Source organism: Pseudomonas sp. Irchel s3a18, assembly GCF_900187535.1.
Taxonomy (GTDB): domain Bacteria; phylum Pseudomonadota; class Gammaproteobacteria; order Pseudomonadales; family Pseudomonadaceae; genus Aquipseudomonas.
Genome location: NZ_FYDV01000001.1, coordinates 724,718 through 739,337, shown reverse-complemented (window position 1 = coordinate 739,337; position 14,620 = coordinate 724,718). Strand labels below are relative to the sequence as shown.

The 14,620-nt window shown below is 58.8% G+C and carries 12 protein-coding genes; 4 read left to right on the top strand and 8 right to left on the bottom strand.

Annotated features, from left to right (window positions below; all coding sequences use genetic code 11):
* Positions 1 to 204: 204 nt before the first annotated feature.
* From CKW29_RS03075 to CKW29_RS25965, 6 genes are all read right to left on the bottom strand, one after another.
* Complete coding sequence (locus CKW29_RS03075) at positions 205 to 933, bottom strand: hypothetical protein (RefSeq protein ID WP_095147441.1); 729 nt, start codon at positions 931 to 933, stop codon at positions 205 to 207.
* A 203-nt stretch (positions 934 to 1,136) separates the two neighbouring features.
* Entirely contained in the window at positions 1,137 to 1,634 is a 498-nt protein-coding gene (locus tag CKW29_RS03070) for a hypothetical protein (RefSeq protein WP_176465372.1), read from the bottom strand.
* A gap of 303 nt (positions 1,635 to 1,937) precedes the next feature.
* Positions 1,938 to 3,215, bottom strand: coding sequence for a flavohemoglobin expression-modulating QEGLA motif protein (locus tag CKW29_RS03065; RefSeq protein ID WP_095147440.1), 1,278 nt, complete (start codon positions 3,213 to 3,215; stop codon positions 1,938 to 1,940).
* A gap of 290 nt (positions 3,216 to 3,505) precedes the next feature.
* A complete protein-coding gene (locus CKW29_RS03060; protein ID WP_095147439.1) occupies positions 3,506 to 4,207 on the bottom strand; it encodes a DUF3053 domain-containing protein in 702 nt (233 codons plus the stop codon).
* A gap of 148 nt (positions 4,208 to 4,355) precedes the next feature.
* Positions 4,356 to 5,027, bottom strand: coding sequence for a bifunctional 2-polyprenyl-6-hydroxyphenol methylase/3-demethylubiquinol 3-O-methyltransferase UbiG (locus CKW29_RS03055; protein WP_095147438.1), 672 nt, complete (start codon positions 5,025 to 5,027; stop codon positions 4,356 to 4,358).
* Positions 5,028 to 5,220: 193 nt separating this feature from the next.
* A complete protein-coding gene (locus tag CKW29_RS25965; protein ID WP_095147437.1) occupies positions 5,221 to 5,520 on the bottom strand; it encodes a hypothetical protein in 300 nt (99 codons plus the stop codon).
* Between the two features lie 495 nt (positions 5,521 to 6,015).
* On the opposite strand from CKW29_RS25965, the gene CKW29_RS03045 reads away from it, so the two are divergent.
* Entirely contained in the window at positions 6,016 to 7,356 is a 1,341-nt protein-coding gene (locus CKW29_RS03045) for a tetratricopeptide repeat protein (RefSeq protein ID WP_095147436.1), read from the top strand.
* Between the two features lie 99 nt (positions 7,357 to 7,455).
* Here CKW29_RS03045 and CKW29_RS03040 read toward each other — a convergent pair whose 3' ends face one another.
* Positions 7,456 to 8,760, bottom strand: a complete 1,305-nt coding sequence (locus CKW29_RS03040; RefSeq protein ID WP_095147918.1) for an MFS transporter — start codon at positions 8,758 to 8,760, stop codon at positions 7,456 to 7,458.
* A 269-nt stretch (positions 8,761 to 9,029) separates the two neighbouring features.
* On the opposite strand from CKW29_RS03040, the gene CKW29_RS03030 reads away from it, so the two are divergent.
* The 3 genes from CKW29_RS03030 to CKW29_RS03020 all read left to right on the top strand — a co-directional run bounded on the left by CKW29_RS03030 (position 9,030) and on the right by CKW29_RS03020 (position 13,974).
* Positions 9,030 to 11,858, top strand: a complete 2,829-nt coding sequence (locus tag CKW29_RS03030) for an AMP-binding protein (RefSeq protein ID WP_177452379.1) — start codon at positions 9,030 to 9,032, stop codon at positions 11,856 to 11,858.
* Positions 11,859 to 12,147: 289 nt separating this feature from the next.
* Positions 12,148 to 13,533 carry an S-type pyocin domain-containing protein gene (locus CKW29_RS03025; protein ID WP_256584821.1) on the top strand — a complete coding sequence of 462 codons (1,386 nt, stop codon included), beginning with the start codon at positions 12,148 to 12,150 and terminating at the stop codon, positions 13,531 to 13,533.
* A 168-nt stretch (positions 13,534 to 13,701) separates the two neighbouring features.
* A complete protein-coding gene (locus CKW29_RS03020) occupies positions 13,702 to 13,974 on the top strand; it encodes a hypothetical protein (protein ID WP_095147431.1) in 273 nt (90 codons plus the stop codon).
* Positions 13,975 to 14,283: 309 nt separating this feature from the next.
* On the opposite strand, the gene CKW29_RS03015 is transcribed toward CKW29_RS03020, so the two are convergent.
* Complete coding sequence (locus tag CKW29_RS03015) at positions 14,284 to 14,499, bottom strand: hypothetical protein (protein ID WP_095147430.1); 216 nt, start codon at positions 14,497 to 14,499, stop codon at positions 14,284 to 14,286.
* Positions 14,500 to 14,620 lie beyond the last annotated feature (121 nt).

The window sequence follows — 14,620 nt, the reverse complement described above, 5'->3', positions numbered from 1 at the left end:
CGGCGCGCGAATAGCCCATCATGGCCCTGCATCGAAACGATGCCGTATTTAGAGGCCGAATATACGTGTGCAGTCGGCACGGGCGCCAAAGCAACGGGGCTTGCAATGAGGGGGAGTCCATATACGGTCGTCCGGGCCAAGCTGCTGTTCCTCAAATATGCATGCCTATAATTCCCTGGACGGTTCACTCTGACGGCATTTGCTCTACGTCAGTGAAGATTCGTCAACCGCCCCCATTGATAGCCTTCGTTCCGCAAGGAGCGCGATCTTGTCCACCTTTGAAAGATGCGGGCCCGGGGTGGGCAAGGCAGAAGTTGTAGCCTCGCGCCAGCGATAAAAGGGAGTAGTACCTGTGAACGCTGATAGTTGAGCTTTCCGTACTAGGGCCATCTCGATATGTGTAGCGATAACTGGATTGACTTTAGAGTATGCAAACCGTGAAGAGGGATGATTCACCACAGCCACCGGAATATCACCAGCTAGTGACTGAATCAGAGTACCGTTACGTGCGCTAAAACAAACAATCAAATCTGGTGACAACACATCCAAGACTTCGGCAAATGGTCTCTTACCCCTTTCCCAAGCACCCGGCGGTGGCGGAACACGGCTGTCGCGTAGAAACTCCTGCAGGAAGTTGTAATAGGCAACGCTACCCCAAAAGTCTCTTCTTTGTGCGTTGGAGAAGCTTTGTCTGACGTTCTGGACCGCAGCCATAATTTTTGTGAAGTGTGGATGCCGCCGAAGCTTCTTGGTTGCCTGGGGATGTCTCTCGCCTAAAGCAAGGGCTTTCACAATCTCGGGAGTGACTGTTGGGCGTTCGTGCTCCTTACCTCCATAGTGAGACTCGCACACTAAGAGAATGCGTAAACCGCAAAAACCCCTCTCATAGTGGGCCCCAACCCAAGGTGTAAAACGGACCGTGCTTTTGTTCATTTTTATCCTTAAATGTGATTACTCAAATCCGCCCTGTGAATCGCCTCTGGTTTCCTGGACGCATCCAATAGGCTGCTTTTGACCGATTGCAGTCTCTTGCGATAGTTGGACTCACAGTCGAAAACGGTCAGATACGATTGTCCGCTGATGATCCAATATAGTTAGCCTGTCCCAACGAGCGACCAGGACCGCCAGTTAGGCGCCTATCCAATTTGTCTGTTGAAAGCTGGCAAAGTACCGTGCCGTTTTTTGTGGGCCGTATGTAGATAGACCTCAATGAGGGATACTACTTCTGGGTCAGAGACCGTAACGACTGCAATCCGTGCTTCGCCGCTTAGAACGTGGGGCATTTGATTTTTGGCTTGCTCAAACCCGGTGAACCGGTGATTGGGAAAGGTTCGCCTTCCGTCTTCTCGGATATTGGGCGTCTTAACATGGTCCCAAACTCTATGGTGAAGGTTGTTCTTGGTTGCCTTTCCGATGTACAGAATTTCGCTTTCAGGAGAGCCAAAAAAGTACACGCCGCTCTTGCAACCAACTCCATCGCCGGTTACGAGCATTCCTAGGTTGGTTGGGTCCGACCAGTCGCCGATGGAGGGATTAGCGTCACCAAAGGCGAGTTCTATTTCGACCTTGTCGAATAGCGCAGGCATGGCGTGAGCCAGATCCATTACTAAGATGAATGCTTCTTTAAAGTCCACTTTTCCCCTCGGCTTCCTATCAGATTATTTGCCGACGGGAATACACCACGGTGGCAAGTCCATTTGTTTACAGTGTTCCACTTGTGACGAAGGTAGCGCTAGGTCTGAAGGAAAAACAATTGGGTCAGTGGTCGCATCTCGTACCAAAGCGAAAAATGAAGGTCTGCTTCTGGCCGAATGCTGCTTGTCGCGAAGGGCTGCAACCGACCCATGGCAGCCAGTCGTGCAGGGCAGAAAATAGCCAGAAGCAGTCGCTGAGGTGCATCCCTGAAACCAAAATGGCTCGGTGCACGGGCACTCTGATCACAAGGCACTGGCATCGGCTTCGTGCTCGTCTGCGAATGCCATGAGCACCTCCAGGTCGAGCACGTCGAGCTTGATCCGGGCGATAAAGGCAGAGAAGGCCAGGTTGGCGGCGAGCAGGCGCAGGTCCGAGGCCCAGGCTGGAAGATAGACCGGTCCCTGGAGCCAGCCGGACTCGAAAAGTGGCGCCAGGCGTACGGTATCACCCAGGCTGAGGCGCCCGGAAAACAAATGGCCTACCAGTTCCGGGCGGTTGTCGCGGATCGCGATGCGCAGCAAGGTATGGACGCCGATCAAACCCGTCAGGTAAGCGGCATCCTTGGTGAACGCCGAGCCGCCATGCAGGTCCGCGCCGCGAAACACCCGTTGGGTCGAGCGGAAGGACTCCTCTTGCGACTGACCGGCGGCAAGGAAACCTTCGAATACCTGGATGAAGTCGGCGCCATCCAGCGCTTGCTGGACCGCGAGCACGCGCAGGGCGAGGCGACGCAGGCGGTTGATGTCCATGCTGCCGGTGAACAGCTCGGCCAGGGTGGCAATGCCCTCCTGAGTTTGGGTCGTGCGTGGCGCCCCCAGGCCCAGGCTTTTGAGATTGGGTTGGCGCGCGCCGTTTTGGGCCGTGGCGACATGCACAAAGGCCTCGTGCTGCAACAACTGATTCTTGTCCAGCTCCGAGAACAGGGCGCTGGCACGCAGGCGGATGCGGCTCGCCCCGGCGATGGCCTTGGCGGCCAGGGTCGGATCGAGCATGACGGTGATCCGGCCCGCACCGAAGAAGCGGTCCAGTTCCGGCTGCATCCAGGCGGCAAAGGCTTCGGCCGGAATCTCGGCCAGGCTCGGTGGAATCTGGACGCCGCCCAGAAGGGCGTCGGTGGTCTTGAGGAAGAAATGGGCCGCGTCCAGCATGCTCAGTTTCAGGCGGGTGTAATAGAAATCCGGGCGCCGATACAGCGCTGACGAGTATTGAGTAAAGGCCGGTGTGCCAATCGCATTCAGCATGCGTCCGGCGGTGGCATAGCTACGCGCTGTCATGGCGAGGTAGTTCCCGGCCGGATGCCCCTCATCGCAACGGCCAGCAAAGGCTTCCAGGGCGGCGATCTCGGCACTGTGCCTGCGTGGGCGCAGCTCGACTTTGGGCAACTCCGCATGCCCGCCACGCCAATGTGCCAGGAAGACTTCCTCGACGCCATCCGGCCACGCCAGGGCATCCAGCACGCGAATCTTGCAGGCCAAACGGGGCAGGGCGGCATCGAGTTCGGACAGGGTGGCGGTGCTCATGGAAATCTCCTTGGGGGGACAAGGTTCATTCGCAAAAGTTTAGCCGTTGCCGATGTATTGCGTTGCACCCGCTCAAGGTGGCGCGCTTCAGGTCGACGGGGGCTGGCAGGCAAGAGGAGAACTCAGCGTACAGCCATACAGCCGCTATCGACAGCTGCCATTCATTCAGCACTGTTAAGTAGATCAACGCTCACGACGTCTGCCGGGCTCATGGCAAGGGTCTCCGTCAGGTGCCCAGTGAGAGCTCAGGGGCGTTTCACTGGGCGGGACGGGCATTTGGGGAGCGATGTCTAGCGGCCGAGCATCACGGTCTGCAGGCGAGCCTGGGCCTGTTGAACGGTTTTGGCCTGTGCGTTCAAGTCGTGCAGCAACGCATTCAACTCCGCCTGCACTTTAGGGTCCTGCACCTTGACCACCGGGCCATTGATTTCGATTTGCGCCTTGTGGGCAGTCACGTAATCGGCCACTTTCAGGCTGCTGTCCAAGGTGCTGTCGATTTGCGGCAGCACCTCCAGAAACGTGTTGGCGGGTACGCTGACGGTCTTGTCGTAGGCTTTGTCGTACACGGCTTTCAAGTCTTCCGGTTGCTTGAGTTGGGCATGGGCGCTATCGGCTTTTGCCCGTTGCTGCTGGAGTTGTACACCCATGTCATTCAGGCCGCTTTGCACCATCTTGATGTCGTCACGGCGTGAAATCACATCACTCAACGAGCGCACCGCTCCCTTCTGAACAAGGTTGCCGAGGGGTTTCACAACGGCGTCCATTGCGCCATTGAAGTCGGTGATCACCGCGTAATGAGTGGTGTATTCGCCAAACGCCTTCGACTCATCCGACGTCAACTGAGGTACGTGGACACCGGGTTTGTCGACGATGCGGGTTTGCAGGAACTTCGTGAATGCGGTGCGCTGCTCAGGTTCGTCACTGCCGCAGGCGATGAGTGCAAGGGGAAGCGCGAGGGCGAGTAGCCAATGAGGGCGAAACGAGACGTTCATGTCTGTGGAACTCCTGGAATATAAGAACATGTCCGCGGCACAGATGGCCTCTGCGGGGCGTGGGCAAGCTTATCGATTCTGTTGCGAGGATCCAAATAACCTGCATGATGAATCGCCTCTGGTTTCGTAGGCAGATCCAATCGATCGCTCAATCCCGCCGCTCGGCCACCAGCAGCAACGACTGCGGCACAGGACTTTGCGGGTGCTGCGGTTCCTGCAGGCTAACCAGACGAAAACCGGACATGTCCAGCGCATTGAGCCAACTGGACAAGGTCCGGAAGTACCACGGCATGGGTTGCCAGAGCCCCTTGAACCCGGCGAAGGTCTCTTCCCGCCAACCATCCTGATAGTCACCCATGGCAGCGGTCCACGGATGCAGCGTCTGGATCATCAGCGCGCCGCCAGGGGCGAGGAGGGCGTTCAAGGCAGCGAGCAAAGGGATGATGTCTTGGTGCAGCAGGGAGAAGTTGGCGCAGACCAGATCGTAGTCGCTGCCGATGTCGACTTCCGCCTCCACCAGCTCCTCATAGCTCGCCACATGGACCGGCCAAGAGCCTGCGGCCCGTGCCGCCTCGACCAGTGTCGCATCGCCATCCACACCGACCGCCTTGATGGCTCGTTCAGCCAGCGCACGCAACAGCCAGCCCTCGCCGCAGCCCAGATCGAGTACGTGCTCGGGCTGGCGGCCTTGCACCGCCAGCAGGATGGCCTGGTCGGTGACCTTGAGGCGGCTTTCCAGGGCGCCGGTGCGGATGGTTTCGATCCAGGATTGGGCGTTGTGGTGCCAGCTTTGGAGGAGGGTGGATTCGGAGGCGGCCATTTCGATGTCCGGAGTCGTTGGGTGGACGCAAGCATAGGACAAGTACTTCAGGTACGGGCATGAGTGGCTGTTGTCGGCCTATGGCTGCCGGTTGCGAAGGGCTGCAACCGACCCAACGCGGACGATCCGGCGCTGAATCAAGGGTGATGCTGTATGGGGCAGCGCGACAGCCAGGTTAGTTTGAGCAATTCTATTAATGTTTGCACTCCGCCAATACCACTTGGCAGGTATGCGGCGTGCCACCGGATCGGCCGGCATAGCGTATGCAATTATCCATGGATTTTTTGCGAGCCATGCTCAAGGTGGAGCCCCAAGCCAGGGCGCCCTCGCCGGCAGTGGGAAGCGCTTTTGCGTAGCAGTTTGAGCCTGTGCTTGAAGCCGAAGAGCGAGCCGTGGCAGTTTTGCCAGCACATCCTGCTGTCAGCGCCAGGTTGATGGCGAGCAGGGAGGGTAGGACCCATGACGAGTATTGACGCGCTGTTTTTCCGGTCATCCTGTTTCCCCTGTATCAAGAGGCTCGAGGCGTGTTTGTGGCCGCGCCCTACTTAGATTAGACGGTGTTGCGTCTGCCCTTGGGGCAGATTAACGGACTTGGCGCATTGGGGGGCGATTTGCTGAGCGGGCTCTTTTAAGTCCGTGTTTGTCCAATGCAGGGAGGTCATTCACAGTCCGTATATGGACACACATGATTGGCCGCAATCGACCGAGGCTGTGTAAAAACGTTCTCGACCAGTAACGGCGATCTGAATCGGGTCAAATAACGCGATCCCACGCAAATTTCAGGTCTTGATTTGACCAGAACTCCGGCAGATTTCACGTAGCAACGCAGACCTAAAAAATGATGCAGGCGTTTTTACACAGCCTGGACCAGAAGCAGCCATTCACGTTTCGTCGGGAAAGTGTCTCTGAGCCACATTCGGGGGGACAATCGAGAGCGATCTTCACATCTCGATCATGTATGCCCTTAGGGCGTGGTCAGGAGGAAATCATGAGCAAACGCGACAAGCGTGGCAATCCTGTTTCCTATGGCGTGCAGGAGGCGATCGATGCTCTGGATAGCGCTTGCGACTTGCTGCATGCCTACCAGGCCGATCCTCTGGCGGCGGCTGACAAAATTATCGCGCAGCACCCGGATTTTGCGCTGGCCCACGCCTTTCGTGCTGGCGCGATTGCGACTGCGACCGACAAAGCGTTTGACTCAGAGCTGTTCAAAAGTTTGGACGCGGCAGAGCGGTTGGCACCGAAAGCGAATGATCGCGAGCGGCAGCATATCCATGCCGTACGCGCTTGGTTCGACGGCGACTGGGAGCGGGCAATCGAAACCTGGGGGCGTGTTTCGATGGAGCACCCTCGCGATCTGCTGGCCCTGCAATTCGCCCATTTGGGCGACTTCTACCTAGGTTACTCGCACATGCTACGTGATCGCGTGGCTCGTGTGATGCCGCGCTGGGATAACCAGATTCCTGGCTTTGGCTTTGTGAAAGGGATGTATGCCTTTGGCCTGGAAGAGGCAGGGGATTACCGGCAGGCCGAAGAGCAGGGGCGCGAGGCTGTTGCCTTGAACCCGCAGGATGGCTGGGCAGTGCATGCCGTCACCCATGTCATGGAAATGCAGGGCCGTAGCGAAGAGGGGGCCAAGTATCTTTCATCCAGCGCCAGTGCTTGGGCTCCCAATAGCATGTTTGCCTTCCATTTGTGGTGGCACCAAGCGCTATTCCTCCTTGAGGCCAATGATGTGGCGGGCGCGTTTCGTCTCTTTGATGAGGACATTTCAGCGGGTGGATTTGGTCAAGCGCTTGAGCTACTTGATGGATCAGCGCTGCTCTGGAGACTCTCTCTGCTCGGTCATGACGTTGGAGATCGGTGGAAAGGACTGGCCGAAAGATGGGAGTCCCGTTGTGAAGACGGCTTCTACGCCTTTAACGACGTGAACGCGATGATGTCATTCGTGGGTTCTGGAAACAGCCGTGCACAAACTCAGCAGTTGGATACCCTGAAGCGGGCCGCTGCTGGCACTGGTACCAACGCCATGATGAGTAGAGAGATTGGTGTGCCGGCGTGCGAAGGGTTGGTGGCGTTTGGTCGTGGGGATTACGCCCAGGCTATAGCGTCGTTGATGCCGCTACGAGCCAAAGCCAACCGCTTCGGCGGTAGTCACGCGCAGCGTGATGTCTTCTCATGGACGCTGACCGAAGCCGCTATTCGCCTTGGCAACCGCACACTTGCCGAGGCACTGGTTGCCGAGCGCCTTGCATTGAAGCCTGAGAGCCCGATCAACCGCGCCTGGAAAATGCGCGCGGGTCAATTACAGCCGCTGCATGCGCGATAGCAGGAAGTCCGACCAATAAGGGGACCTGGCCGTTTGAATCCACAGCCGAATTGAGGCAGTCGCGTTAGGTGATAACTGACTCGATATGGACGGTCCCTCTCACTTTTCGAGATTCTCGGCATGGCTGAAAGCTGCCTGCCGTCCGCGCTTGAGGTCGACGCCAGCCAGGATCAGCAGGCCGACAACGAAATAGCCACCGGTGATCAGCATTGCCAGGCGGTGATCGCCACCGGACAGCCAACTGGTCAGGCCGTAAGTCATGGGGCCGAGGATTGCCGACAGTTTGACTGCCAGCCCCCAGAGGCCAAAGAACTCCGCCAGGCGGTTCGGCGGCGCCAGCAGACCGACTATCGCGCGGCCGGCCGATTGGCTGGCGCCCATACACAGACCGGCAAGATTGGCCGCCAGCCAGAACAGCCCGGGACCGTGCGCAATCCAGACCAGACCGACCATGCCGAGCCAGCCCAGCAATGTCAGTGCCAGCGTGGCGCGATGGCCGAGGCGATCCTGCAGCCAACCGAACAGCACGGCGCCGATGGAGGCCGTGATATTCACCACGAAGATCAGTAGCAGCGTGTCCTGGGTATTGAAGCCCATGACCTGATTGGCATAGATGGCAGCCAGGGTGATCACCGCCGAGATACCGGCCTGGTAGCAGACGGTGCAGGCAAGGAAGCGCAGCAGGTCACGATAACGATCGGCCTCTCGCAGCGTCTGCGCGAAGCGCGCTAGCGCCGCTTGCGCAATAGGCGTGTCGCCGCGCCCGGGCTGCGGCTGGCTACGTTCGCGCAGGAACAGGAAGGTCGGTACGCTGGCTACGGCGAACAAGGCTGCGGTGATCAGCATGCACACCGGCACGAACTGCGCCGCAGTCTGGCCCTGCGCCTGGGCCCAACTGACGAAGGCCAGGCAGGCGCCCAGGCTGACCAGACCGCCGATATAGCCGAACCCCCAGCCCCAACCGGACACCTTGCCCAAGGCATCGGCACGGGCGAGTTGGGGCAGGAAGGCGGCGATCAGGTTCTCGCCGCTGCCGAAGCAGAAGTTGGATAGCACGATGAAAAGGATCGCGACACCGAACTCCCCTGGTCCGGCCAGCGCGAGTCCAGAGGTGAAGGCGACGCAACCGACCGTGCTGAACAGCAGCAGGCGCTTCTTGCAGGCGAAGGCGTCGGCGTAGGCGCCGATCAGCGGCGCGGTCAGGATGATCAGGACATAGGAGAGGGTAGTGGCGCTGGTCCAGGCCAGCGTACCCCAGGCTTCGCCCTCGGTGACCACCGCGACGAAGTAGGCATTGAACACGGCGGTGATCACCACCGTCGTGTAGCCGGAGTTGGCGAAATCGAACATCGCCCAAGCCCAGATTTCTCGGCGTGTCACTCCGGGGGCAAGGCTGGCTGGCATGGTGATGTCTCTGTATGCGCTGGGTCCTTAAGAGCCTAGCCCTAATATCAGTAGGAGCAGCCGGTCGACGCTCGACTGCTCGCGATGGACGTTAACGATAACGCGTGTTTTCTGATTAAACGTGCCGCTCTGGAGTCCATCGCGAGCAAGCTCGCTCCTACACATCCTGCGAGCTCTGCAGTCGAAGATGGCATTCCCAGTTACCGCCATAGGCGCATAATGGCAATTGGCAAGGATCTACACCGAGTGCCTGTCATGAGGGGCCGCCGATGTCTCGTCCGCCTCCAGAAACCCGCGCCGTTCCCCGCTCCGATGGGGACGCAGAAAAATTGCTCGAAATTGTCCAGCGCACGGTGGTCGAGTTGCGTCCGCAGGCGGCAGAAGGGTTGCACGTCACCTTGTCCAGCGTGCTGGACCGGGACCTGGGCGTAGACAGCCTGGCCCGGGTCGAGCTCTGGTCACGTATCGAGCACGAGTTCGCTGTGCGCTTGCCGGAAACCCTGTTCGCCTCGGCAGACACTCCCGCCGATGTACTGCGTGTATTGCGCAGCAGACCTGGCGCCGAGGCGGCACGCCCGTTGCCTTCCAGCGAGGCCCCGACAGCAATGGGGCAGACGCCGGACACCGCGCGGACCTTGATCGAAGTGCTGGAATGGCATGTGCGCCATCAGCCGCAACATCCCCATGTGCGCCTGCTGGATGAAAGTGAGCAGCCGGAGGACATCAGCTATGGCGCCTTGCACCAGGACGCTCTGGCCGTTGCCGCAGGGCTGCAACGCAGTGGCTTGCAGGCCGGTCAGACCGTGGCCCTGATGCTGCCTACAGGGCGCGACTTTCTCCATGGCTTTTTCGGAATTCTGTTGGCCGGCGGTGTGCCGGTGCCCATCTACCCACCGCTGCGTCTGTCGCAGATAGAGGATCATCTGCGCCGCCAGGCCGGCATCCTGCGCAACGCCGAAGTCAAAGTGCTGATTACCGTGACACAAGCGAAGCTGCTCGCCCGACTGCTCCAGCCGCAGGTTCCGAGTCTGACTCGCATTGCTACCGTGGCCGAGTTGACCGGTGAGGGGGGCGAGTGCATCACACCCGCGCGGCAACCGGATGACATCGCCTTCCTGCAGTACACCTCGGGCAGTACTGGCCAGCCCAAGGGCGTGATGGTTAGCCACGCCAATCTGCTGGCCAATCTGCGCGCCATGGGTAGGGCTCTGAACGTGGGGCCGCAGGACGTGTTCGTCAGCTGGTTGCCCATGTACCACGACATGGGCCTGATCGGTGCCTGGCTGGGGAGCCTGTATTACGGCTACAGCCTGGTGCTGATGTCGCCGCTGGCTTTCCTCGCGCGGCCGGCGCGTTGGCTATGGACCATCGACCGCTTCCACGGCACGTTGTCGGCGGCGCCCAACTTCGCCTACGAACTGTGCCTGAGCAAACTCGCTGACGCCGACCTCGAGGGCCTGGACCTGAGCAGTTGGCGCATGGCCTTCAACGGTGCCGAGCCGGTCAGCCCGGATACCTTGCAACGCTTCGCCGAACGCTTCGTTCGCTACGGCTTGGCGCCCACCGCGCTGGCGCCGGTCTATGGATTGGCCGAGGCCACGTTGGGTGTAGCCTTTCCGCCCTTGGGCCGAGGGCCGCTGATCGATCGGGTGCAACGCGAGGCGTTCCAGGCCCGCGGCCATGCACTGCCCGCCGAGGCGGGTGCCAGTGCGACGCTATGCTTCGTCTCCAGCGGCCGGCCTCTGCCGGGCCATCAGATTCGTATCGTCGATGGCAACGGGGTCGAACTCCCCGAGCGCAGCGAAGGTCACCTGCAGTTCAGCGGACCGTCCACCACCGGTGGCTACTACCGTAACCCCGAAGAGACTCGTCGGGTGCTGCGCGATGGCTGGATTGACTCGCTCGACTTCGCCTACATGGCCGGCGGTGAGGTCTACCTGACCGGCCGCGCCAAGGACCTGATCATCCGTGCCGGGCGCAACATCTACCCCTACGATGTCGAAGCAGCAGTCGGCAATTTGCCCGGCCTGCGTAAAGGCTGCATCGCAGTGTTCGGCAGTCCTGACCCGGCCACCGGCACTGAGCGCCTGGTGGTGCTGGCGGAAAGCTACGAGAAGGAAGCTGCCGCGCGGCAGCGCCTGCAGCAGGAGGTCAACCGCATCGTGGTCGACCTCACCGGTGTGCCGCCCGACGATATCGTTCTGGCGCCACCGCATAGCGTACTGAAGACCTCCAGCGGCAAGATTCGCCGTGCTGCCAGCCGCGAACTGTATGAGCGCGGCGAAGTGGATCGGCCGCACCTCGCCGTGTGGCGCCAGCTACTGCGCCTGGTGCTGCAAGCCGTTCGCGGGCAGTTCGGCCGCAGTTGGCGGACCTGCCGCGCCGCGCTGTACGCCGCCTACATCTGGCTGCTGTTCTGGCTGGTCACACCGCTGACCTGGCTGGGCGTCGCGATCCTGCCGCGCCAGCGTTGGTGCCGCAGCTTTACCCGCGCGGCCGCACGGCTGTTCGTGCGCCTGGCGGGGGTGCCGTTCAGCGTCACGGGGCTGGAGCGTCTGCCTTCATCCTCGGTGAGCGTGCTGGCCGTCAACCATGCCAGCTACCTCGACGGCATCATTCTTTGCGCGGCGCTGCCGCCGCAGTTCAGCTTCGTTGCCAAGCGCGAACTGGCTGACCAGTGGATCGCCGGCCTGTTCCTGCGCAAGCTCGGCGCCCGCTTCGTCGAACGCTTCGACCTGCAGCGCGGCGCCGCGGACACCGAGCCCCTGGCCGAGGCGCTACAGGCTGGCCAGCCCCTGGTGTTCTTCCCCGAGGGGACCTTTACCCGCGAGCCAGGCTTGCGCACCTTCCACATGGGCGCCTTCGTGCTCGCCGCGCGTGTCGGCGTGCCGCTGCTGCCGGTCGCAATCCGCGGTACGCGCCGGGTACTGCGCGACGGTCAGTGGTTCCCGCGCCACGGTGCAATTCAGGTCAACGTCTGCCCCCCGCAGTTGGCGGAAGGGACGGGCTGGACAGAGGCAATCAAGCTGCGGGATGCAACGATAGCGGTGCTGCTGGAGCACCTGGATGAATCGGAACGGGCCCAGCGCCCAGGTTAGGCGACTACTTCGCTGCCGTTCTCTTTCCAGAGCAGTTAAAGAGTGGACACGCTGGGTAATAGCCCACGACAAGCTCTACAAATCGCAGCCTGCATATAACAGAGTGAATTCGGCACTTTTGCTGTAAGAACTTTTTACGGAAATTTTCAGAAATTACTTCAACGTAAAGCCAGCGTCTGCACGCGACAAATCCAGTCAATATTTTAAAATTGAAATAACTCAATTATATCGACAAAACTTAGGGTGCTTGTCTATCACATGGAACTCATATTATTGCACGGAGCACCCCATGCAGGAACCTATAACGCTTCCACCACTTTTGATAACGCCTGACTCTCTGCCTGCCCCACCCAAAGAAACTCTGGCCTTTCCTTCAGACTTCGACAGCATTCTATTTTGGGAGGGTGCTGTCCCGGCGGTCACTACGCCTTACAGTATTGACAGTATCAAAGCCACTCGCAACGCATACGAAAATTTAGTGGAAATAGCCCTTTCGGCGCAAGTCCAGATAAAGAGCAGTTTTCAGGGCAGTAGACCCAATGTTCGAAACGGCCTGGAGAAGCACATAGCTTCAGCCATTGATACCCAACAACCCGACACACTGGAAGTCGCCTTGAAAAAGAAAGCGATTGTGGTTGAACTTCTGCAAAGGGTCAGGCTGAACAAAAGCTGGAGCGAGGCGGAAGAGTTTTTTGGCATAGATGCTCTGTCCCTGGACAGCACCGAAAGTTCAGATTTGTTCGCAGCTTCTGTGGATACAGAAGATTTCGAGGGAGCGTCAAGAAGCCTTTATGAAAGCTTTCTGAGGTCACTGACCGCCGCCTACGTTAAACGAATCCTTATCGAAGCCATTTCCATTCTGGAAGACGCCTCCAAAGCGGCAGACGCTGCAATCCATTCTGCCTTGGCTAGGGGCGAAGCTGCCTACACCTTCAGACTACCCATTAGCCAAAGCGCACAGCTGGGAACCGTGGTGGGTGCCATTACCCTCCACACCGCCAACGGTTGGACCTTCGAGGCAGCTATCCATAAAGGCATTCAGTTGTTGAGCAGATTGGGGGAAGCACTGCTCAGTCGCGCTACTGCCGTCGGCATCGGCGCCTTGTTCTACTCACCCTCCCTTGGCAACGGCGAACGTTATCCGCAAACAGCGCTTAGCCTGCCTGGCCGCACCTTCATGCCGGAGCTGCCGTTTAACCTGAATGAAATCGCCGCTGCCGAAGGAACCATTGACCTTCCCTATCGGATCTATGGCGACCTCAGCCAGTACAGACTCGTTGCAACCCCGGTTGAAGGGAGCATTTCGGCAAAAGTGCCAGTGCGGGCCCTGGCGTTCGATCCGACGACCAGCAGTTACAGTTTCACGTCAAACGATACACCGCCCATTACCCTCAGCTTTCCTATCATTCGCCCGGGAAGCAGCTCGACAACTTCGCCCGCCCGGCCCGCGGAAGTACCGATTTACACGGGTATTACGCTGACGCCATTGCTCGTGCAACCTGAACCCTTGCCCGCTGTCGAATTGCCGGACTTCAAGGATTGCATTTACTGCTTTCCGAGCGAGAGTGGCCTGCCGCCAATCTACGTTGTTTTCAATAGTCCTTATGAAGGGGCTACCACGAGAGGAAAGTACAGTGGTAGAGCTGGAGCGCTTCAGAGCAGTAGGGGTGGCTGACGGTGTATACCCGAATGACGAGGGTGTCATTTGGAATAACACTCACACCGCAACACTGGAAGACTACAAGCTAAAGGGCGACTTTGAGTTGCTCTATACGCCTGGCGCTATAGCGGCGGATGAAAAGCAAAGGGAAAAAGAGTACAAACAAATAGGAGGGGTAAAGCGATGAGCATCATGAAAGCTATTGTACTCAACGAGAAGCCTGAAGAGGTCATTCTATTTCTAACCAAAAATGAGTTGGGTATCTCCTTTCCTCAACTTGATGGCCTGTATAATAGAGCCAACTGGGCGCATGTGACAGACAATATGGGACTATTGAACCTCGTCAAGAACATGTGCGACGCCGGCTTTATCAAATATAGTGGGGGCGGAATTGTCAGGGGGCCCAACTGGAGAGAGCCGGCGTTCATGGTCGAAGGCAAATATACCCTCGATTGACAGTCACAGGTGCCTGAACACAGCTCCAAGGAGAAAAAGAGCGAGGATTTATTTATCTGCTCGAAAACTGACTGATTAGACAGAACTAGAGTGAAAAAAACAAATCTGCCCCCCTTCCACCAAAACTGCCTGTCACCACTGGCTGCGATCGATCCACGGCAGCCAGTCGTGACGGGCAAAAACAGCCAAAAACAGTCGTTCAGATATACCCATGAACCTATGGGTGATTCAACCCGGCACACAGTCGGATGCCTGGATCAAGGAACGTTTGTCGCTGACTCTGCAGCACGGCTGTCAGCAGTCCATCGGTTATTCCGGCCTGTAGGATTCGGTCACTTGTGCGGTTTGATCATTCGGCACCCAGATTTCATTGTTTCTGCTCGCGTCGGCCTTGCTCTGTGCCTCTTGTTGGCCCACCGGGAAGTTGGCGAAGTAGTACCTCATCCGTTCGGCTCCACCTTCGGCAAAGGCAGATGCCGAGCCGAAGGTCATCAGGACAGCGACGATCAGGGTTGTGCGTTTCATGGCATGTCTCCCACTAGAGGTGGCGGGCACCTCGTCCATGATCCAATGCCCAAGTTGCATTATCCGCCGATTCCGTTAAGTGGGAATGAACCAGACCCGCGGCGGTGCTGATTGATGGCGA